General features: G+C 57.4%; 18 protein-coding genes. 9 read left to right on the forward strand and 9 right to left on the reverse strand.

Annotation, left to right across the window (positions count from 1 at the left end):
• The first annotated feature begins 15 nt into the window (after positions 1 to 15).
• The gene (locus RVM24_RS17750) at positions 16 to 1,035 is read left to right on the forward strand and encodes an LLM class flavin-dependent oxidoreductase (RefSeq protein ID WP_431474479.1); all 1,020 of its coding nucleotides are present in this window, start codon (positions 16 to 18) and stop codon (positions 1,033 to 1,035) included.
• Here RVM24_RS17750 and RVM24_RS17755 read toward each other — a convergent pair.
• Positions 1,002 to 1,547: a glutathione peroxidase gene (locus RVM24_RS17755; RefSeq protein ID WP_083557658.1), complete on the reverse strand. Its 546-nt coding sequence runs from the start codon at positions 1,545 to 1,547 to the stop codon at positions 1,002 to 1,004. The two genes, RVM24_RS17750 and RVM24_RS17755, sit on opposite strands and share 34 nt — an antisense overlap.
• A gap of 107 nt (positions 1,548 to 1,654) precedes the next feature.
• Here RVM24_RS17755 and RVM24_RS17760 point away from each other — a divergent pair, with 107 nt between their 5' ends.
• The 7 genes from RVM24_RS17760 (at position 1,655) to RVM24_RS17790 (ending at position 8,003) form a co-directional block, all read left to right on the forward strand.
• Complete coding sequence (locus RVM24_RS17760; RefSeq protein WP_374813909.1) at positions 1,655 to 2,194, forward strand: alpha/beta fold hydrolase; 540 nt, start codon at positions 1,655 to 1,657, stop codon at positions 2,192 to 2,194.
• 127 nt (positions 2,195 to 2,321) lie between these two features.
• The gene (locus RVM24_RS17765; RefSeq protein ID WP_106694325.1) at positions 2,322 to 2,645 is read left to right on the forward strand and encodes a high-potential iron-sulfur protein; all 324 of its coding nucleotides are present in this window, start codon (positions 2,322 to 2,324) and stop codon (positions 2,643 to 2,645) included.
• Between the two features lie 247 nt (positions 2,646 to 2,892).
• Positions 2,893 to 3,921 (forward strand): TRAP transporter substrate-binding protein DctP, encoded by a 1,029-nt coding sequence (dctP, locus tag RVM24_RS17770; RefSeq protein ID WP_061332497.1) that lies wholly within the window; start codon positions 2,893 to 2,895, stop codon positions 3,919 to 3,921.
• Between the two features lie 115 nt (positions 3,922 to 4,036).
• A complete protein-coding gene (locus RVM24_RS17775; protein WP_374813911.1) occupies positions 4,037 to 4,633 on the forward strand; it encodes a TRAP transporter small permease in 597 nt (198 codons plus the stop codon).
• Between the two features lie 37 nt (positions 4,634 to 4,670).
• A complete protein-coding gene (locus RVM24_RS17780) occupies positions 4,671 to 5,957 on the forward strand; it encodes a TRAP transporter large permease (RefSeq protein WP_431474480.1) in 1,287 nt (428 codons plus the stop codon).
• A 33-nt stretch (positions 5,958 to 5,990) separates the two neighbouring features.
• On the forward strand, positions 5,991 to 6,434 hold the full coding sequence (locus RVM24_RS17785; RefSeq protein ID WP_058093009.1) for a universal stress protein: 444 nt from the start codon (positions 5,991 to 5,993) through the stop codon (positions 6,432 to 6,434).
• Positions 6,435 to 6,590: 156 nt separating this feature from the next.
• On the forward strand, positions 6,591 to 8,003 hold the full coding sequence (locus RVM24_RS17790; RefSeq protein ID WP_058093010.1) for an alanine/glycine:cation symporter family protein: 1,413 nt from the start codon (positions 6,591 to 6,593) through the stop codon (positions 8,001 to 8,003).
• A 2-nt stretch (positions 8,004 to 8,005) separates the two neighbouring features.
• Here the strand turns inward: RVM24_RS17790 and RVM24_RS17795 are convergent, their stop codons facing one another.
• The 7 genes from RVM24_RS17795 to RVM24_RS17825 all read right to left on the reverse strand — a co-directional run bounded on the left by RVM24_RS17795 (position 8,006) and on the right by RVM24_RS17825 (position 17,122).
• Complete coding sequence (locus RVM24_RS17795; RefSeq protein ID WP_431474481.1) at positions 8,006 to 10,162, reverse strand: diguanylate cyclase; 2,157 nt, start codon at positions 10,160 to 10,162, stop codon at positions 8,006 to 8,008.
• A gap of 198 nt (positions 10,163 to 10,360) precedes the next feature.
• A complete protein-coding gene (locus RVM24_RS17800; RefSeq protein WP_431474482.1) occupies positions 10,361 to 11,398 on the reverse strand; it encodes an extracellular solute-binding protein in 1,038 nt (345 codons plus the stop codon).
• Positions 11,395 to 12,165 carry a spermidine/putrescine ABC transporter permease PotC gene (potC, locus tag RVM24_RS17805; RefSeq protein ID WP_058093013.1) on the reverse strand — a complete coding sequence of 257 codons (771 nt, stop codon included), beginning with the start codon at positions 12,163 to 12,165 and terminating at the stop codon, positions 11,395 to 11,397. The genes RVM24_RS17800 and potC overlap by 4 nt, the downstream gene beginning before the upstream one ends.
• Positions 12,162 to 13,019: a spermidine/putrescine ABC transporter permease PotB gene (gene potB, locus RVM24_RS17810; RefSeq protein WP_431474483.1), complete on the reverse strand. Its 858-nt coding sequence runs from the start codon at positions 13,017 to 13,019 to the stop codon at positions 12,162 to 12,164. The genes potC and potB overlap by 4 nt, the downstream gene beginning before the upstream one ends.
• Positions 13,012 to 14,133, reverse strand: coding sequence for a spermidine/putrescine ABC transporter ATP-binding protein PotA (potA, locus tag RVM24_RS17815; protein WP_431474484.1), 1,122 nt, complete (start codon positions 14,131 to 14,133; stop codon positions 13,012 to 13,014). Before potA ends, potB begins: the two co-directional genes overlap by 8 nt.
• A gap of 130 nt (positions 14,134 to 14,263) precedes the next feature.
• A complete protein-coding gene (locus tag RVM24_RS17820; protein ID WP_431474485.1) occupies positions 14,264 to 15,334 on the reverse strand; it encodes a TRAP transporter substrate-binding protein in 1,071 nt (356 codons plus the stop codon).
• 111 nt (positions 15,335 to 15,445) lie between these two features.
• Positions 15,446 to 17,122, reverse strand: a complete 1,677-nt coding sequence (locus tag RVM24_RS17825) for a methyl-accepting chemotaxis protein (RefSeq protein WP_431474486.1) — start codon at positions 17,120 to 17,122, stop codon at positions 15,446 to 15,448.
• Positions 17,123 to 17,355: 233 nt separating this feature from the next.
• Between RVM24_RS17825 and RVM24_RS17830 the strand changes: the two genes are divergently transcribed.
• Complete coding sequence (locus RVM24_RS17830) at positions 17,356 to 18,705, forward strand: CHAD domain-containing protein (protein ID WP_431474487.1); 1,350 nt, start codon at positions 17,356 to 17,358, stop codon at positions 18,703 to 18,705.
• Between the two features lie 16 nt (positions 18,706 to 18,721).
• On the opposite strand, the gene RVM24_RS17835 is transcribed toward RVM24_RS17830, so the two are convergent.
• A complete protein-coding gene (locus RVM24_RS17835) occupies positions 18,722 to 19,495 on the reverse strand; it encodes a cation diffusion facilitator family transporter (RefSeq protein WP_431474488.1) in 774 nt (257 codons plus the stop codon).
• Positions 19,496 to 19,547: the final 52 nt, after the last annotated feature.

Raw genomic sequence — 19,547 nt, forward strand, 5'->3', positions numbered from 1 at the left:
AGCCACCGGAGAACTATGCCTACCCTGCCCGATTATTCCCTGCTCGAACTGGCCTCCGTCCGCGAAGGTGATTCGGTGAGCACCACACTGGCAAACAGTGTTGCCTACGCCCAACATGCCGAAACACTGGGCTTCAAGCGGTTCTGGCTGGCCGAGCACCACAACATGGAGGGCATATCCAGTTCCGCCACGTCTGTGCTGGTGGGTCATATCGCTGGTCGAACCAACACCATTCGGGTTGGCTCTGGTGGCGTCATGCTGCCCAATCACCCGCCATTGGTGGTGGCTGAACAGTTTGGCACCCTGGAATGTCTTTATCCGGGGCGCATTGACCTTGGCCTTGGCCGGGCGCCGGGTACCGACCCGATCACGGCCAGGGCGCTGCGCCGTGAAGGCCTGGGAGCAGAACAGTTCCCGGAAGATGTGGCCCGCCTGCAAAGCCTGCTCGGCCCCCTGCAACCGGACCAACCGGTCAAGGCAATTCCCGGGGCGGGCACCGAGGTGCCCATCTGGCTTCTGGGCTCAAGCCTGTTCAGCGCCCAGCTGGCAGCTGCCCGGGGCTTGCCCTATGCCTTCGCCGGGCACTTCGCCCCAAGGCTGTACCGGGAAGCCCTGAGGGTTTACCGGGATAATTTCCAGCCCTCACCCCAATTGGACCGGCCCTACGCCATGCTTGCCATTCCGGCCATTCCGGCCGACTCACTGGATCAGGCAAAGTTTCTGGCCACCACCAGTTACCAGCGCATTCTGTCTCTGTTCCGGGGCCAGCCCTTGTGGATGAAACCGCCGGTTGAATCTATGGACGGTCTGTGGAACGCCGGTGAGAAGCTCAGCGTACTGGATTTCCTGGCGTTACAGGTGATGGGCAACACCGATGATATCCGCCACCAATTCGATAACCTTCTGGCGGATATCCACGTAGACGAACTGATGTTCACCGTCGATATCTATGACCCGGCGCAACGACGCCATGCCCTTGATATCCTGGCGCAAACCCGGGATCAGAGCACCTCTTCGATGGCTTCCATCAACTGAGGATCGTCCGGGCGAACCCGGCTGGGGAAGCTGGCGGTGACCTTGCCGTCCCGGTCCAGTACGTATTTGGTGAAGTTCCAGCGCGGCGGCTGGCTCTGACGGTTGATCTCGCGGAACACCGGGTTCGCCTGGGTACCGGTCACCGGCCCGGGCGCGATCATCGTGAAGGTGACGCCAAAGTTGACGAAACAAACCTCGGCCGCTTCTTCTTCGGTGCTCGCCTCCTGCCGGAAATCATCGCTGGCGAAGCCCACCACAACCAGGCCCTTGTCGCGGAATGTCTGATGCAGCGCTTCGAGCCCCTCAAACTGGCCGGTATAACCGCAACGGCTTGCGGTGTTCACAACCAGCATCGGCTGGCCGGCGGCCAGGTCACACAGGTTGACGGAATCCCTGGAGTGCAGCTTGCGCTGGTCATGGTCGAGAAAGGCGGGGCACTCGGCGGCCCATGCTGGCAAAGCAGCAACCATAAGGGCGATCAGCGACCACCGCTGCCATCGTGTCGTGTGCATTGTTAGACTCCTGTTCTGCTGACAAGAAGGAATACGATTGCGAGTGGCAATCCGCTCATAACCCGACTTAACGCCAAAGTTCCTGACCAACCACCGGAGTAAATCCCGTGTCTGCACCCGAAACTTTCGTTTTTCTTTCCCATGGGCTCGAAAGCGGCCCCGGGAGTACCAAGATCCAGGCCCTTAAAACGGTGGCGGAGTCGTTCGCCGGCGTCCACGCTGAAGCCATTGATCATCGTAGCACCAAAGACCCGGCCCAGCGCCTTGGGCAAATGCGAGATGCCATGGCGGCAGCGGGTGCTGACCCGGCCCGGACCATTCTTGCCGGTTCCAGCATGGGCGGCTGGGTGTGTGCGCAAACCAGTGCAGACACACCGGTACTGGGCTGTTTCCTGTTGGCGCCAGCCCTGGCCCTCCCCGATTACCGCCAAAGCCGGCCTCGCATTCAGGCCCGGCATACCCAGATCATCCACGGTTGGCAGGACGACGTGGTGCCACCTATGCCGGTCATTGAACTGGCGCAAGCGCAGAACCTGCCAATCCTGCTGTTACCCGACAACCACCGGCTGGAGCACAGCGTTACCCGGGTTGCCGATGAGTTCCGTGCCTTTCTCATGAACACCGGATTAAACCCGCGTCATCATTGACCGATGTCATCCAAACGCCGTGCATGACCGAATCATTTTGGTAGGGTGGTTCTGCTGCCCTCGCCGTTGCCTGAACCCCGGTTCCGGCAGGGCAATCCATAAATGATGAGAGAGAAAGGAGTTACCAATGAGCGATTTCAATAAAAGTCGACGGGTATTCCTGCGCACTGCCGCGTTAGGTGTCGCTGCCGTTCCACTGGCACGGGTGGCCACACACGTTCCGGCAGCCCGAGCCGAGAAGCCGAAAGCGGAGGACGGCCATGCCCTGGACTACGTGAACGACGGTAGTACCAGCGATCATGAGAAATATCAGGATGGAAACAAGTGTTCCAACTGTGCGTTTTGGGCCGGGGAAGTTTCCGGGGGATGGGGCGGTTGCCGCCACCCGCAGTTCAGCGATGTACTGGTCAATGCCGATGGCTGGTGTAACACCTGGGTACCGGGCGGTTAACGTAACATGACAGGCGGCCACAAGGCCGCCTGTCATCCACCTGCCCGCCATCAAAAATTCAATTTTTTCCTCCCCTGAGTAAGACAGAAAACCGAATAAATCGAAAATTCATAGACTTGCGATACCAATAAAACCTGTCGCCTGAATTATCTGATTTTGGCCATTTCCTTGCGAAAACCCTCATGTTTTGCCAGTCTTTAATAATGTAACAAAGGATTTCAGCAAAAAAACAAACGGAGACAGCGCGATGAGCAACACAAGTAAATTCAGGAAACTGGCCGGTTTTTCGGCGTTCGCCTTTGCAGCGATCACTGCGGCAAACTCGGTAAACGCAGCTAACTGGCGCTATGCCCATGAAGAATACGAGGGTGATGTTCAGGACGTTTACGCCTACAAATTCAAGGAATACGTTGAGGAGAATTCCGACCACACGGTCCAGGTGTTCCGCTTCGGCGAGCTGGGCGAGTCTGATGACATCATGGAGCAAACCCAGGCTGGCATTCTCAACTTCGTAAACCAGTCACCAGGCTTCACCGGCTCCCTGATTCCCGAAGCACAGATCTTCTTCATTCCCTACCTGATGCCGACCGACATGGAAACGGTCATCAAGTTTTTCCGGGAATCCAAGGCCATCAACGAAGACTTCCCGGAGCTCTATTCCGAACAGGGCCTGGAATTGCTGAAGATGTACCCCGAGGGTGAAATGGTGGTCACGGTAGATGAGCCAGTCACCTCACCGGAAGAATTCCGCAACAAGAAAATCCGGGTAATGACTAACCCGCTGTTGTCTGAAACCTATTCCGCCTTTGGTGCCACACCCACGCCGCTGCCTTGGGGTGAAGTGTACGGTGCCCTGCAGACCAACATGATCCAGGGTCAGGAGAACCCGATTTTCTGGATTGAATCCGGTGGTCTGTACGAGGTATCCCCGAACTTGGTATTCACCGGCCACGGCTGGTTCACCACCGCCATGATGGCGAACCAGAATTTCTACAACGGCCTGTCTGATGAAGACAAAAAGCTGGTTCGCGATGCTGCGGACTACGCCTTTGAGGAAATCATCGTTCACATCGATGGCCTGGCCGATGAAGCCCTGGAGAAAATCCAGGCAGCCAGTGATCGGGTTACCGTTACCCGCCTGAACGACGAGCAGATTGAAGCCTTCCGCGCCCGCGCCCCGCAGGTGGAAGAGCGCTTCATCAACATGACCGGCGAACGTGGCAAGCAACTGCTTGACCAGTTCAAGGCCGACCTCGAAGCCGTTCAGGGACAGTAAAACGGCAGGATTCAAAGGGTGGCACTTCGCCACCCTTTGATGTCCGGCCCTGGTTTAACCCCCGCCCCGCCGGGGTCTTTACCGGCCGGGAGCAAATGATTCTGGAGAGGAATCCATGTCTGAACATCCCCAGGAGGTTGTTGAAGACGATACCGGCAGCTATGAGTCCGGTCTACCGGGCTTTCTGGGCACCATCGACGAATGGATCGCCAAGATTGAAGCCGTCATGCTGGCCGCCGGCGTTATCCTCATGGCCATCAACACCTGCGCCAACGTTATCGGGCGTTTTGTGTTCGGAGAAGGGCTGTTCTTCTCTGGTGAGATCAACCGCATCCTGATCATTCTGATCACCTTCGCCGGGATTGGTTACGCCGCCCGCCATGGTCGCCACATCCGAATGTCGGCGGTATACGACGCCCTGCCCGCCAAAGGCCGAAAGGTTCTGATGATCTTCATCGCCCTGTTCACTTCGGTGGTGATGTTTTTCCTGTGTTACCACGCCTACGGATATATCGAAACCCTGTACAGCCGTGGCCGCATTTTGCCTGCCCTGGGCATACCTATCTGGATTATCTACATCTGGGCGCCCATCGGTTTTGCCATCACCGGCATCCAGTATTTCCTGACAGCCATCAAGAACCTCACCAGCAAGGACGTCTATCTCTCGACCGGCGTGGTGGATGGCTATGCTGATACCGAGTCCGAGGTCTGAGACAGCCGTAACCCGATAAGGAACAGGAAGATTACTTATGGCAACCATTCTGATGTTGATCATGATCGGGCTACTGCTGCTGGGCTTCCCGATGATGATCCCACTGACCACCGCAGCGGTGGTTGGTTTTGTAATGATGTTCGACGGCTTCGGCCAGATGCAAACCTTCATCCAGCAAATGATGGGTGGTATCCGGCCGGCGTCGTTGATTGCGGTACCCATGTTTATCCTGGCCGCCGATATCATGACCCGGGGCCAGTCTGCGGATCGGCTGATCAATATGGTCATGTCCTTCATCGGCCACATCAAAGGTGGCCTGGCCATCAGTACCGCCACTTCCTGCACCCTGTTTGGGGCAGTTTCCGGGTCTACCCAGGCCACGGTGGTGGCCGTTGGGTCGCCACTTCGCCCGAAAATGCTCAAAGCGGGCTATTCTGACCCGTTCACGCTCGCACTGATCATCAACGCCAGTGACATCGCGTTCCTGATTCCCCCCAGTATCGGCATGATTATCTACGGGGTTATCTCCGAAACCTCCATTGCCGAACTGTTCATTGCCGGTATCGGGCCAGGTATTCTGATCCTGTTCATGTTCTCGCTTTACTGCCTGTTCTACGCGTACAAGCACAACGTACCAACCGAAGAGAAGGCCAGCTGGAAGCAAAGGGCACTGTCAGTGCGGGATGCCTCCTGGCCGCTGATGTTCCCCGTGATCATTGTTGGCGGTATCTACGGCGGCATTTTCAGCCCCACCGAAGCCGCAGCCGTGTGCGTACTCTACGCCTTCCTGCTGGAGTTCGTGATCTTCCGCTCCCTGAAGCTCAAAGACGTTTACAAGATCGCCAAGTCCACCGGCCTGATCACAGCCGTGGTGTTTATTCTGGTTGCCGTTGGCAATGGTTTCTCCTGGATTATCTCCTTCGCCCAGATTCCCCAGGCCATTCTGGAAACCGTCGGTGTGAACGAAGCCGGCCCGGTGGGCGTGCTGATTGCCATCTGTATTGCTTTCTTTATTGCCTGTATGTTCGTTGACCCGATCGTGGTCATTCTGGTGCTGACCCCCATTTTTGCCCCAGCCATCCAGGCAACCGGCCTGGACCCGGTGCTGGTGGGTGTACTGATCACCCTGCAGGTGGCCATAGGCTCCGCAACACCGCCGTTCGGCTGTGACATATTTACCGCCATCGCCATCTTCAAACGCCCCTACATGGAAGTGATCCGGGGTACGCCACCGTTTATCTTCATGCTGGTGACCGCCGCCGGGCTGATCATTGCCTTCCCGGATATCGCCCTGTTCCTGAGGGACCTGGCTTACCGAGACTGAGCCGGGTTGCCCGGCCAGTAACAGGAGAGACCTATGTTCAAACGGATCCTGGTAGCTGTGGATGGCTCCAAAACCTCGCTGAAAGCACTGGATAAGGCGATTGACCTGCAAAAGCTGATTCCGGATGCCGAGATTTTCATCCTGTGCGTCTACAAACACCACAGCCTGTTCGAGGCGTCATTGTCGATCGGACGCCCCGACGACATGGACATTCCAGACAAGGTGCTGTCGGATTACGCCAAAGGAGTGGTGAACCACGCAAAAGAGATGGCCAAAGAGCACGGCGCCACCAAAGTGCGCGGCTTTGTGAAAGCCGGCCGGCCATCCAAGGTGATTGTAAAATTCGCCCAGGACAAAGAGGCGGATCTGATCGTCGTTGGTACCAAAGGCACCAACAGTGATAAAGACGGCATGTTCCTGGGCAGTGTTTCCCACCGGGTGGCGTCCCATGCCAAATGCCCGGTATTGGTGGTCTGAACAGACATTGATGCTGCAATCTCAGGCCGGTATTGCAAAATACCGGCCTTCTGGCAATCACGGATTTCCGCAGTCTGATCAGATTTTCACCGTGCTAGACTCCCCCGCCTTGCGTTTCTTTCAATTCACAAAACTCAAATCACAAGGCGTCTACCCATGACTGCAATTGTCGATTTTCTCAACTCGATTCTCTGGGGTTATGTCCTCGTCTACGGCCTGCTGGCCGTCGGTGTCTTCTTCACCATCCGCCTGGGTTTTCTGCAATTCGTCAATTTCGGCGAAATGGTCCGGGCCATCCGCGGTTCCCGTGAAAGCGACGTTCACGGGATCTCACCTTTCCAGGCACTGTGTACCAGCCTTGCTTCCCGGGTCGGCACCGGCAACCTGGCCGGGGTGGCCGTAGCCTTGTACCTCGGCGGTGCCGGCGCCATTTTCTGGATGTGGATGGTAGCACTGGTGGGCATGGCCACGGGCTATGCCGAAAGCACCCTGGCACAGCTCTACAAGGTGCGTGACGGCAAGGGCCAGTATCGGGGCGGTCCGGCGGTTTACATTGCCAAGGGCCTGAAAGCCCCATGGGCAGCGGCCATCTTCGCAGTTTGCCTGATCATCTCGTTTGGCCTGGTGTTCAACGCTGTACAGGCCAACTCCATCGCCGACGCCATGGAGGGTGCCTTTGGTGCGCCCAAACTAGGTGTTGGCGTGGTCATTGCGGCGCTCGCCGGCATCGTGATATTTGGCGGTCTGCGCAAGATCGTTCGTTTTGCCGAGTTTGTTGTGCCGTTTATGGCGGGCGCCTATGTGCTCCTGGCACTTGGCGTGATGGCCATGAACATCACCGAGGTACCGGGCATTCTGACGATGATCGTCAAAAGCGCCTTCGGCCTGGAAGAAGCCGCCGGTGGCGCCGCCGGCTCGGTGACCGCCGCGATGCTCAACGGCATCAAGCGGGGCCTGTTCTCCAACGAAGCCGGCATGGGTTCTGCCCCCAATATCGCGGCCACCGCCACACCGGCACCGCACCACCCGTCGTCACAGGGCCTTGTTCAGGCGTTTGGTGTGTTTGTCGACACCATCATTATCTGTACCGCCACAGCCGTGATGATTCTGCTGGCCGGCGTGCTGGAACCCGGTTCTGGCATCACCGGTACGCAACTGACCCAGCAGGCCATGGAAGTCCACCTGGGTGAATTTGGTGGCTACTTTATTGCCGTCGCCATCCTGTTTTTTGCCTTCACGTCCATCGTGGCCAACTACACCTATGCCGAGAACGCCCTGATTTACCTGAAAGGCGGCAGCACCCTTGGGCTCACCCTGCTTCGCCTGGCAGCCCTGGCCATGGTTATCTGGGGTGGCTATGAAGCCGTGGTTACGGTATTCAACGCCGCGGATGCCTCGATGGGACTGATGGCGGCCATCAACCTGGTGGCAATTGTGCTGCTATCCGGCACGGTAGCCAAGTTGACCAAGGACTACCTGGCCCAACGGAAAGAGGGACTGGTACCCCACTTCAAGTCAAAGGATTACCCGGAGCTGCACGAGAAAATCGACAGCAACATCTGGCATTAAGCTCAAACACTGGCCGTAACCACCCGGTTACGGCCAGCGGCCTTGGCCTGATACAACGCCCGGTCGGCTGCCCGGAACAGCTCGTCGAACTCCGGGCTGCTTTCCGGCCAGCATGCAATACCTGCCGATATCGTCAGATTGCCCAACTGCTTTCCAAGGTATTCAACCTGAGATTCGGCAATGGTTGCCCGAAGATTTTCCGCCCTCTGGCGGGCTTCCTCCCGTGACGCCCCAGGCATCAGAACCGTAAACTCCTCTCCCCCATAACGGCATACCGTATCGCTCCCGCGAAAGCAGTTCTCAAGGACTCTCCCAACCATTCGCAAAACCTCATCGCCGGCATCGTGGCCATGACTGTCGTTGAAGCGCTTGAAGTGGTCGATATCGAAAATCAACAGGCTCAGTGGGCGCTCTGAGCGGATGGCGACTTCCCGCTCATGTCGGAATAACTCATCAAAGTAGCGCCGATTTTTAAGACCCGTCAGGCTGTCCTCATAGGAAAACCGTTGCAATTCGGATCGCAGGGCCAACCCTGACAGGGTAATCCCGATCTTCTCGACAGACTGATACACCCAGGCAACCACCCGGGCGGTGCCGTAATCCTTCACGACGTCTGGCAGATTCGGTCGCTCCAAAAGCAACACGCCCTCAGGAACATTCCCGAACTGGGCTGGTTCAACCCGGAGCAGGAAACAGAGTTGTGCAGGTACGTCCTGGCTCCGCACGGGCAAAACGGTCTCCGTCAGGCCGGAAAGATCCTGCGTCAGGCTGGGTGGAAAGGTATTGGCAGCGGATCTGCCCCAGAGGCAGGCCCGATCATAGCCGCCACCCGGGTTGCGCCGGTAGAAACAGCCAGCAATCGGCAAGTACAGTTGCGGCAGCGCCTGAAGCAAAGGCTGGAAAGCCTCTTCCACACCCGCACAGTCCTGCAGGGCCGCAATGGTGTCCGCCAATTTCTGACTTTTCTTGCTCTCCAGCGCTAACAGCCGTGACCGCTCTACCTCTCGCTCAGCAAGCGCTTCAGCTCGAGCAGTGCGCTCAGCCACCTTCTGCTCCAGTTGAACGGTCAACTGATGCAAGGCCTGTTGGGTTTTGCCGTAATGCCACACAGAAATACTGATAAGCGCCAGCGAGAACGCCAGCGCCCCCCAACTGACCGGCACCCGCCCCCAGGGGAGAAAGCCATGAGCAACCGCCATATCCAGAATCAGCAGAACGATAAACACGCCACAGGTAAACAGAAACACCTGCTGCTCCCGATACAGGCTACTGAAATTCCCGACAACCACCGCCACCATTAATGCCAGGGAGATCAGCAAAACACCGTCAAACACCGGGAATGTAGAGGACAGGTTCACTAACCCGAGCAGCGCCAGCATAAGGGCAAGGGCCGCAAACACCAGATGCAGCCACATCAGCCAGCGAACCAGGCGGGGGCGACGGGCGTCGAGCCACTGGCTTAACAAGAGCGCCAGTGCAACCGGAATCAAATAATAAGAGCCCGCTGCAAGATAGTCCCACAGCAGTGGCTGATACAGGATCAGCAAGCTGGCCTGGCTTTCCGCCAGCAGCATTACGCCGGTCAGGAAGGCAAACAGGGCAATGCTGGCGAAACTTCTCTGGCCTCGCTGGATCAGGGCGAATACCAGGGCAAGGAGTGCAATCAGTCCGGATAACGCGGCAATGACCAGGCTCTCGGCCGAATTGCTGACGATGTGTAGCACCAAGTCCGGGTGGTCGAGAATGGCCACCTCACCCCATAACCCGATATCCGTGTAATTTGAGAACACACGGAAGTACATGGTTTCGCCTTCGTAGCCATCGGGCAAAGGAATCTCGTGCCAGGGCCAGCCTTCGAACTTGCCACGGCCGTGCTCGTCGAAACTGCCGTACTGATACAGCAACTCGCCCCGGAACCACACCTGCAGGATGATATCGACGCTGTAGATGTAAAGTGCCGGCGCATACCACTCCCCTTCCGGTAACGTCACCCGGAACCAGACATGTTCTTGCCCCTTGCGGCCAGGAGGGTTGGAAGGGAAAGCAATGTCATGCCAGTGTTTGTCGCTGTCCGGTTCGTCCAGCCAAAGCGGTGTGCCGTCAGCCAGGAAAGGGGAGTCGCCCCAGCGATATTGCCAGCCTTCATCCACTGGCTGCATCGCAGACAACGCCGGTTGCGACAGGCATAACGCCAAAACGAGTGAGGCAAGCGAGAGTAAAGTGCGACAGGAAAAGGGACGCAAAGCGAAACCTGCTAGTGGGCGCTATGCTTTCAGTATAAACCGTAGACAGCAGTTACAGAACTGGTCTGGTGGGAAGAATTCAGGGCGGCACTGGCACCGCCCTGGTGGAAGGCCTCAACGACCGGATTTCAGCATTTCCCAGAACTTTGCGTAGATCTGCAGGGCATCGTCACCGATATCCGCCTGGAATTCAGCATTCTCCATATCCGCATCGGTCGGGTAGCTCGCGCGGTCGTTGGCAACGGACTCATCCAACAGTTCAAGCGCCGCCTGGTTAGGCGAGGCGTAACCGATGTCCTCACTTATCAGCGCTGCAATTTCTGGCTGCAGAACGAAGCTGATGAACTGATGGGCGGCTTCCGGGTTGCGGGCGTTTTTGGGAATCACGAAGCTGTCCAGCCAGGCGATAATGCCCTCTTCCGGATAGACATACTCCAGGCTGGGCATGCTCTCCTTGCCCATGACCGCCTCGCCGTTCCAGATCATACCCACGTCGGCTTCGCCTTCCAGGTAGGGCATGCGGGGCGCATCAGAGTTGAAGGTGCGCACAGACGGCATCAATTCCGCCAGTTTTTCGTAGGCTTCTTCGATTTCCTGCGGGTCAGTGCTGTTACCGGAATAACCCAGTACCCGCAGGCCCACATGGAACACTTCGCGCATGTCGTTGGTCAGCATGACACGGCCCTGGAAGCGCTCATCCCAGAGATCTGCCCAGGCCGTCACCTCGCCTTCCACGTCATCGGTGTCCACCGCGATGCCAGTGGTGCCCCAGAGATAAGGAATGCTGTACTGGTTGTCCGGGTCAATATCCAGGTTCACCAGATCGTCGTCCAGGTTACCAAAGCCTTCAATCTTGCTGCGATCAATGGGCATCAGGAGATCTTCCTGGCGCATTTTGCTGACGTAATAGGTCGAAGGCACAGCCAGGTCATAGGCAGCGCTCTCGTCCAGCAACTTCAGCCGGGCATACATGGCTTCGTTGCTGTCGTAGGTGGTGTAAACCACCTGAATACCGGTTTCCTCGGTGAACCTGTCCAGGACTTCCTGGGGCATGTACTCGGACCAGTTGTACAGGTTCAGCACCTGCGGGTCTTCAGAGCTACACCCGGTCAGGCCTATGGCCAGCATACCGGCCAGTGCCAGTTTCTTCATCGTCTACTCCTTAGCAATATCCATTGAGACAAGATCAACATGAACAGTGAGAACACCAGCAACAGCGTACCCAATGCATTCACTTCCGGCTTCAGCCCTACCCGCACCATGGAGTAGATGCGCAGGGGCAGAATTTCGTAACTCGGGCCGCTGACAAAGGTACTGACGACCACATCGTCCAGTGACAGTGTAAACCCCAACAGCCAGCCTGCCACCAAAGCCGGCATGATCACCGGGATCAGCACCGTGCGGGTCATGGTGAAATCGCTGGCACCCAGATCCCGCGCGGCTTCCGGCAGGCGTTCGTCAAAGCCGCTCAGGCGTGCCATGACCGTAATCACCACAAACGGCAGACAGAAGGTGACATGGGCCAGCAGCAACGACACATAGCCCAGTTTCAGGCCCACTAACAGGAACAGCGCCAGCAGTGAAATCGCCAGCACGATCTCCGGCGACATCATCACAATAAACAGCATGCCATTGAGCAGCTTCTTGCCCCGGAACCGGTACCGATGAAGGGCCAGGGCGGTGAGGGCACCAATCATGGTCGACACAGTGGCGGCAGACAACGCCAGCCACAGGGAGTTCCACATGGCCTGCACCATGGCCCGGTTATTGAACAGCGCCTCATACCAGCGCAGGCTAAGCCCACCCCATTCGTAACCGCTACGGGAATCGTTGAAGGAAAACACCACCAGCACGATGATGGGTACGTACAGCAGAACATACACCAGGGTCAGGTAGGTGCGGGGCAACCAGCGGCTCATACACCGTCCTCCCCGATCCGCCGCTTACTCAGGCGGTGAGCAAACATCAGAAACGCCATGGCCAGGGTCAACACGATGCTGGCGGCGGCGCCGAAGGGCCAGTTACGAGCATCCAGGAACTGGTTCTTGATGACGTTACCCACCAGCAAGTTGCGGGAGCCGCCGAGAATATCCGGCACAAAGAACAGCCCCATGGCCGGCAACAGAACCAACATCACACCCGCCAGCACTCCTGGCAGAGTCAGAGGCACGATCACGTGGATAAAGGTGGAAAGGCGGCCGGCGCCGAGGTCGTGAGAGGCCCGGAGCAGATCATCCCTCAGGTCATCAAATACCGCGTACAGCGGCAGTATCATGAAGGGCAGCAACAGGTACACCAGCCCGACAATCACCGCACCCTCGGTGTATAACATTCGCAAAGGCGCATCGATGACGCCCAACGACATCAGCGCATTATTAATTAGCCCATTGGTGGCCAGCAGCAGCTTCAAGGCATAGGTGCGCACCAGGGAGTTGGTCCAGAAGGGTACGATCAGCAGGAAAATCAGCAACATTTGCCGCTGCTTGCCAACCTTGGTCAGCGCCCAGGCGAAAGGATAGCCGATCAGCAGGCAGATCAGGGTGGTCATGGCCGCCATGTACAGGGAGTGCAGGAACACATCCAGGTACAGGGGGTTCATTAACTGCCGGTAGGCATCCAGGTTCAGGGGCAGGGACAGAAAGCTGCCTGGGTCCCGGGTCATCACACTGGCGCCCACCACCAGCAGGTTCGGGGTCAATACCAGGAACAGTAGCCAGCCCCAGACCAGCACCAGTACCGCCAGGCGAAACGGCTGCTGTGTGACGCTACTCATCCAGACTGGCTTCCGCTTCAGCTTCCGGGCTCTCCATGGGCAGCAGCCATTCCCAGCCGTCTACCCAGCTGACTTTCACCGGCTCACCCAAACGGTAGTCAAAGGTGGGGTCGTCTTCATCGAAAAATTCCGACGCCAGTACCTCGGTGCCGTCGTCCAGGTGAATAACCGAATCCAGGGTGCTGCCCTTGTAGTTCCGTTCCACCACCTTGCCGGCTACACCGTCGTCGTCATCCGGCGCCAGAACCCGTATGTCCTCCGGGCGCAACAGAACATGCAAAGGCTGGCCGTCAGCCACCGGGAAGTCGGGTTTGCGAAAAGTGCGTTTGAGGCCAAACACATCCACGGTAATGGTGTCATCGCCGTTGGCTTTGTCGATGCGGCCAGGGAAGAAATTGGTCTCGCCCACGAACCGGGCGGTGAACAGGTTGGCCGGCCGCTCGTAAACTTCTCTGGGCGTGCCCAGTTGTTGAACCAGGCCATCTTTAAGAACCACCACACGGTCCGACATGGACAGCGCTTCTTCCTGGTCGTGGGTGACGAACACAAAGGTAATACCCAACTCGCGCTGCAAGCGTTTGAGTTCTACCTGCATGGTGCGGCGTAACTTGTAATCCAGGGCAGACAGGGGCTCGTCCAGCAGCAGCATCTTCGGCCTTTTGACCACTGCACGGGCAATGGCTACTCGCTGCTGCTGACCTCCGGAGAGCTGATGCGGCTTACGCCGGGCGAAATCTTCCAGCTGAACCATGGCCAGAGCTTCCTCTACCCGCTGGCGAATCTCGTGCTTAGGGCGCTTTTCCATTTTCAGGCCATAGGCCACATTGTCGAACACCGACATATGGGGGAACAGCGCGTAGTTCTGGAACACGGTGTTGAGTGGGCGCTTCTCTGGCGGAGTGTGGGTCAGGTCCTGACCACCGAGCAGGATGGTCCCGTCATCCGGATGATCGAAACCGGCCATCAGCCGTAACAGGGTGGTTTTGCCACAACCGGACGGCCCTAACAGGGTAATGAACTCGCCATCAAGGATTTCCAGATCCAGCGAATCCAGTACTGCTTTGCCGTCAAATTGCTTGGAGAGATTGCTCAGTGATAGCAGTGTCTGTTTCATCGGCCCTGCCCAAAGAATGAGCGGCCTATTTTTCCAGAAACAGGGACAAACAGAAAGAGGCGTCGGGATAATCCGCAATCCCGGCGCCCCTTGACCTCAACTCATTCAGACACGCTTGCCAAACTCCTGCTCACTGGTCCGCAACGCTATCCAGATAGGCTTTGTCCGAAATGTTGGTCCAGGGCCGCACCTGGCTGAGGTAGTCGCGCTGGGAGGTGATGATTTCACGGGCCAGTTCGTCTTTCTCCGCGAACTCATCCAGTAAACGATTGGTGGTGTCACGCAAGGCGTTGATGACTTCCGGCGGGAACACTTTGTGGGTGACGTCCGGATAGTCCTCGGTCATGTGGCTCCAGGCAACACCGCTCTCATGGGTGCTCTGGATGTACATATCATAGGCTGCGGTGCGCATGGACACTCTCAGGATTTCCTGAAGGTCCGCCGGCAGCGAATCCCAGGATTTCTTGTTGATCAGGAACTGCACCTCGGCATTGGGTTCCTGCCAGCCGGAATAGTAGTACTTGGCGATCTGGTGAAAGCCCATCTGCAGATCCAGAGCCGGGCCAACCCATTCCACGGCATCAATGGTGCCCCGCTCCAGGGCTGTGTAAAGCTCGCCGGGCGGAAGGTTGGTGACGGCCACACCCAGCTCGGACATCACTTCTCCGGCAAAGCCCGGGGTGCGCATTTTCAGGCCTTTGAGGTCGTCCAGAGAGTTGATTTCCTTGCGAAACCAACCACCCATCTGGTTACTGGTATTACCACCCGGAAACGACAGCAGGCCGTAGGGCTCGTAGACCTTCTGCATCAGCGCCATGCCATCATCGTGATAGAACCAGGCATACATTTCCGGCGCGATCATGCCAAACGGTATGGTGGTGAAGTACATGGCATTAGGGATGGTGCCCTTGTAGTAGTAAGAGGCAGTGTGGCCCATGTCGTACTGACCGTTGCGCACCAGGTCAAAGATGCCAAAAGGTGCCTTGTGTTTGTTTGAGGAATCGATCCGGAACTTCAGGCGGCCGTTAGACATTCGCTCGGCCATGGCAGCCATGTTGCGAGGCGCCTCGCCCAGGATTTTGGAGTTTGGGCCCCAGGTTTCGGCCAGGCGGATGGTGTAGGTTTTCTCGGCCACCGTAAACGGGCTGGCCAGCAGGGCAACCATCGTAAGGGCCGCCACGAAGATTCTGCGCGTAGACATGGTGTTGGCTTCCATTGTTATTGGTTTCAGGGTGAAACGAACAAGTAATAGAAAGCCATGATAACCCTGGAGGCCGGCCACGCCAATGCGGCGGGCCGGTCCAGGGCATCCTCAGACTTTGAACTGCCCCACCAGCTCACGAAGATGCTCACCCAACCTGGCCAGCTCGTGACTGGCTTCGTTAGTCTGGGTAACACCGGTGTCACTGCGCTGGGCCGCATCAACAATGCGCACCACGTTCTGGTTGATTTCTTCGGCCACCTGGCTCTGCTGCTCCGCCGCGGTAGCGATCTGGGTCACTTGGTCATGAATCTGGGTCACCGAGGTCACAATGGTGTTCAGCGCACCGGTAGCGTGGTTGATCCGCTCGACGGTGGCTTCGGAACTTTTGCGGGAATGGTTCATTCGTTCAACAGAGGCCTTGGATTCGGCCACAAAGCCGTCAATCATTTCCCGGATCTGGTCGGCGGATTCCGCAGAGCGTTTGGCCAGTTGCCGGACTTCATCCGCCACCACCGAGAAGCCTCGACCATGCTCACCCGCCCGAGCCGCTTCAATGGCCGCGTTAAGGGCCAGCAGGTTAGTCTGTTCGGTGACCGCATGGATCACATCCAGAACCTGCTGGATATCATTGGATTTCTCCGCCAGGGCGTTGATGCTGGCCGCTGTGCTCTCCATCTCTTCCGACAGCTGGTTGACTGCACCCTGCGCGCTGGTGATGGTTTCACCACCTTCGCGGGCCATGCGGTCAGCGTCCGAGGCCGCACTTTCCACTTCATTGGCATTGCCAGAAATCTGCTGGATGGTGGCTGCCATTTCATTGATCGCAGAAGCAATCTGGTCCGTTTCCGAGCCCTGTTCCTGAACCGACTGGCGGGTTTCGTTGGCTACCCGGCTCAACTCTTCGGCGGCCGAGGCGACCTGATCGGTGGTGGAGCCCACTTCGCGAATGGTGTCCTGAATCTTGATCACAAAATGATTGAACCGGCGGCCAAGTTCCGCCAGCTCGTCTTTGCCATCCTCCGGCAAACGCTGGCGCAGATCGCCATCACCATCGGCAATTTCCTGCATGATATTGCTGACTTTGTTCAGTGGCGCTGTCACAGTGCGGCCAATCACCAGGCCGATGATCAGGGATACGACAACCACGATAACCGTCACCAACAGGATAAAGCCCATGGCCGCCGCTATGGCCGAATCGATTTCCTTGCGCGCCTCGACCAAAACACGCTCGATGTCGGTTACGTAGATACCAGCGCCGATCATCCAGTCCCAGCCCGGGATGATGCTCGAATAGGACACTTTAGGCTCCACCTCTCCCGAGGCGGGGTTTGGCCAATCATACCCATAGTAGCCATCGGTTCCTGCAGCTGAGAACAGGTCCCGAACCAGTTTCTGAGTGGTGGGGTTGGTCGTCGGCCCCTCAAGGGAAGGGTCCGGAGCATAGGCCAGATTTTCCAGATTACGAGCATAGGCGAAGACGTAGTTATCCTGCCCGAATGTAATGGAGCGAAGCCTTTGTCGGGCTTCCTCCCGAGCTTCCCTGTCGCCCAATCCGGAGTTGTTCTTCACTTCCATGACCACCGCGCGGGCCGTTTCCACAACATTCTTCAAGCCTTCCTTTCGGGCATCCAGCAGTTCCTCCTCCAGGCGCTCCAACTCCGCCTCTCCGTTTGCACGAATCTGGCTGGCGGTGATCCAGGCAATGGTACCCGCCGTAACAAGAACTGGGACCAATACGCCAATTAGAAGGCGAGCTCGGATAGTCAGGTTACTCAAGAATGTCATGGTTCTGCTCCGGGTTGTCTACTCAGGCCTCGGGATTATCCACAGTGCCACTCACAAGGCTGTTCCAGTTTGTTAACGCCTGTATACCGATACAGAAGTACAAACATGTCGACTTTATTGCCAGGCCTTTTGTATCAAGCCTTCCAGATAGTTCGGGTATCGACCGTCATGTAAACGACTTGAGCCTGTGTCAGACTAAAGTTTCATGTCAGCTGTGCCGGGGAGAACCCACCGTGAAGCATCTTTTTCTCATCCGCCATGCCAAGTCCAACTGGGATAACGAAAGCCTCAGCGACAAGGACCGCCCGCTCAATCCCAGAGGCGAGGAACAACTGGCACCACTGGGGCGGGCACTGCGGCGTTATGGGGCCATGACCGGAGAAATTCACGCAAGTCCTGCCCTGCGCGCCCAGCAAACACTGAAGGGCATCCTCCCCGGTTCACCTTCTGACGTGCAGGTTTACACTGCCCCGGAACTCTACACTTTTGACTACCGCCGTCTATTACAGTGGCTGCAGACCTGCGGCGATCAGGTGCAGACACTGGCCATTGTCGGGCATAACCCGGCGCTTCTGGAATTGGCAGCCAGCCTGGTGCCACAGGCGCCATTCGAACTTCCCACGGCCAGTTTTATTCACATCCGGCTACCGATCAAACACTGGCGCAAACTCGGTAAACAGGAGGGGCGGCTTGAAACCTTTCTGACCCCGGTGGACTTCAGTTATGAGGCTTTCAAACGCAAGAATAAGAAACGGCACAAGAACGCTGGCAAAGCGACGATCAAAGACACTCCGTCAGTGCTTTTGGGGCAGGCCGAGAGTCTTACCCAGTTACATCGGGGGGTGATGCTCGGCCTGGACGATGAGTTTCTCCACCAGTATCGCATTGCCCTACGTCGCAGCCGCGCCGTGGCCGAATCCCTGGCCGAGGTGACCGGAAACAAATCACTGAAGAGCCACATTTCCCACCTGAAACGACACGCCCAGGCCACGAGCAACCTGCGGGACCTGCACGTATTCAGCCAGGATCTGCCGCCGCTATGCAGTGACCAGCCAGAACTCCTGCGGGCACTGGAGCAATGGGTCTGCGCGCGGGTGGACAAGGAACAGAAAAAACTGGCGAAACGGCTTGCAAGCAAACGTTACCGGCAGAGCCTGCACAGCTGGGAAGACGAGCTGCAGTCACGGCAATTCCGCAAACTGATCGACAAACTCAGTACCAGGGACATTCAAAAAAGCGTTGACCACCGGCTACGAATGTTCAACCGGAAAACCGCAGAACTGCTGCACGACTCGCCTGACGAGGACATCCACAATCTGCGCAAACTCCTGAAGCGCATCCGCTACCTGATGGAACTGGACATCGACCGCTGGAAATCCGCCCTTAAGACCCTGCGACAGCGCCAGGATCTCTATGGCCGATTCCAGGATCTGCATGTCCAGATTGAGCTGGTCAATCGGTTTGCTTCAAGCCACCCGGAGGATCCAAACGGCGCACTTCAGGCACTGCTGGACCACCTGACCATCAAAAAGGACGACACCCGCAGACTGATTCTGTCCATCGGCGGGCTGAAGGCTGGCTGATGCCAGAACACGAGGTTCAGATTCTGACCATACGAGCTTCCAGGAGCAGGTTGGGGCCCAGCTTCGCCACTCTCACCTGGCCCGGATTCAAGCCAAGGTCTTCCAGGGTTTCCTGGATATCGTCCATGGCATCTTCCGAGGGTGCCGCCAGCAGCAACTCCCGCACTGACTCCAGAATCATCTTCACCGGCACGGTCATAAAATACACCGAGATCACCAGCATCATCACCGGGTCTGCGTATACTGCCAGCTCTGACCACTGACTTTTCTCCAGCATCCAGGCGGCGGCAAAACCGATCATCACAGCAGCACTCAGGGCGCTGTCCATCAGCCACTGCCTCTGCTCGGCCCTGACCAGGCCAGAGTCGTTCTGGAAGCCGGACCAGCGCAGATACACCCACACGGCCAGGCAACCCACGACGTTCACCGCACCAAACACCATGGCCATGTCGGCGGCCACCGCACGGCCTCCCTGCAGCAGCGAAACCACCGCCGAGGCCAGCGAAAGCACACACACCAGGGCAATAACCAGGCCTTTCACCGCAATCACCAGCGGCTCCACCGCACCCAAACCAAACGGATAGTCTTCTGTTGCTGGCCGACGCACCAGGCGAGCGGCATAGAGAGAAAGCAGGGACAGCGCCAGACTGATCAGTGAATAGGCGCCATCGAAAAGAATGACCAGGGAATCAACCCAAAGCCCCCAGCCGATACCGACGACAGCAAACAAGCCCGCACCGGCCGCAGATAATGTCAGCGCCATATTTTCCCGCGCCAGAGAAGTAAACATTTTGACCTCCTGAGAATTGCCGGCCATATTATCGGCATCATCACGAAGGCGT

Source organism: Marinobacter sp. KM021 (assembly GCF_050707965.1).
In the GTDB taxonomy this organism is placed as follows: domain Bacteria; phylum Pseudomonadota; class Gammaproteobacteria; order Pseudomonadales; family Oleiphilaceae; genus Marinobacter; species Marinobacter shengliensis.

Coding starts and splice junctions, on each gene's coding strand:
- RVM24_RS17750 (WP_431474479.1), top strand. CDS start 16: ATGCCTACCCTGCCCGATTATTCCCTGCTCGAACTGGCCTCCGTCCGC.
- RVM24_RS17755 (WP_083557658.1), bottom strand. CDS start 1,547: ATGCACACGACACGATGGCAGCGGTGGTCGCTGATCGCCCTTATGGTT.
- RVM24_RS17765 (WP_106694325.1), top strand. CDS start 2,322: ATGAGCGATTTCAATAAAAGTCGACGGGTATTCCTGCGCACTGCCGCG.
- dctP (WP_061332497.1), top strand. CDS start 2,893: ATGAGCAACACAAGTAAATTCAGGAAACTGGCCGGTTTTTCGGCGTTC.
- RVM24_RS17775 (WP_374813911.1), top strand. CDS start 4,037: ATGTCTGAACATCCCCAGGAGGTTGTTGAAGACGATACCGGCAGCTAT.
- RVM24_RS17780 (WP_431474480.1), top strand. CDS start 4,671: ATGGCAACCATTCTGATGTTGATCATGATCGGGCTACTGCTGCTGGGC.
- RVM24_RS17785 (WP_058093009.1), top strand. CDS start 5,991: ATGTTCAAACGGATCCTGGTAGCTGTGGATGGCTCCAAAACCTCGCTG.
- RVM24_RS17790 (WP_058093010.1), top strand. CDS start 6,591: ATGACTGCAATTGTCGATTTTCTCAACTCGATTCTCTGGGGTTATGTC.
- RVM24_RS17795 (WP_431474481.1), bottom strand. CDS start 10,162: ATGCAGCCAGTGGATGAAGGCTGGCAATATCGCTGGGGCGACTCCCCT.
- RVM24_RS17800 (WP_431474482.1), bottom strand. CDS start 11,398: ATGAAGAAACTGGCACTGGCCGGTATGCTGGCCATAGGCCTGACCGGG.
- potC (WP_058093013.1), bottom strand. CDS start 12,165: ATGAGCCGCTGGTTGCCCCGCACCTACCTGACCCTGGTGTATGTTCTG.
- potB (WP_431474483.1), bottom strand. CDS start 13,019: ATGAGTAGCGTCACACAGCAGCCGTTTCGCCTGGCGGTACTGGTGCTG.
- potA (WP_431474484.1), bottom strand. CDS start 14,133: ATGAAACAGACACTGCTATCACTGAGCAATCTCTCCAAGCAATTTGAC.
- RVM24_RS17820 (WP_431474485.1), bottom strand. CDS start 15,334: ATGTCTACGCGCAGAATCTTCGTGGCGGCCCTTACGATGGTTGCCCTG.
- RVM24_RS17825 (WP_431474486.1), bottom strand. CDS start 17,122: ATGACATTCTTGAGTAACCTGACTATCCGAGCTCGCCTTCTAATTGGC.
- RVM24_RS17835 (WP_431474488.1), bottom strand. CDS start 19,495: ATGTTTACTTCTCTGGCGCGGGAAAATATGGCGCTGACATTATCTGCG.